At 27.0% G+C, this 408-nt stretch carries 1 protein-coding gene; it reads left to right on the forward strand.

What is annotated here, in order from left to right:
• Window positions 1-268, forward strand: a 268-nt coding sequence (locus V7014_RS26405) for a hypothetical protein (RefSeq protein ID WP_335511982.1), incomplete at its 5' end; no start/stop codon positions are given.
• Between the last annotated feature and the right edge of the window lie 140 nt (window positions 269-408).

Raw genomic sequence — 408 nt, forward strand, 5'->3', positions numbered from 1 at the left:
AATTTACATGTATTATGATTATAAATTTTCTGGTTTAACAGTTGATATATCTAAAGATCCATCACTAAAAGTTTCTGGTTCTAAAGTATCGTGGAAATCAGATGCTATGAAAAATAAGCCATATGTAAAAACTAGATCATTATGGGCAGAAGCTGGAAGTAGAACAGCTATAAATTCTGTTACTGTAAGTGGTGGAGCTGATATTTATAAAGGTTCTAATATTTATAGACCTTATGATAGTGAAACTGTCAATTTCATTACACATTAATCATTGTAAAATCTAATAAATTTCAGCAGTATTTTTAAGATACAAAAATTTAAAAGCTATTAGGTTATATATATATATATATGAACTGACCTAAAAATAATGAGAAAATACAAACACCTTACGTTGAAAAACGGGTATTG

Origin of the sequence: Bacillus sp. JJ722 (genome assembly GCF_036963345.1) — a bacterium.
Lineage (GTDB): Bacteria > Bacillota > Bacilli > Bacillales > DSM-1321 > Bacillus_AD.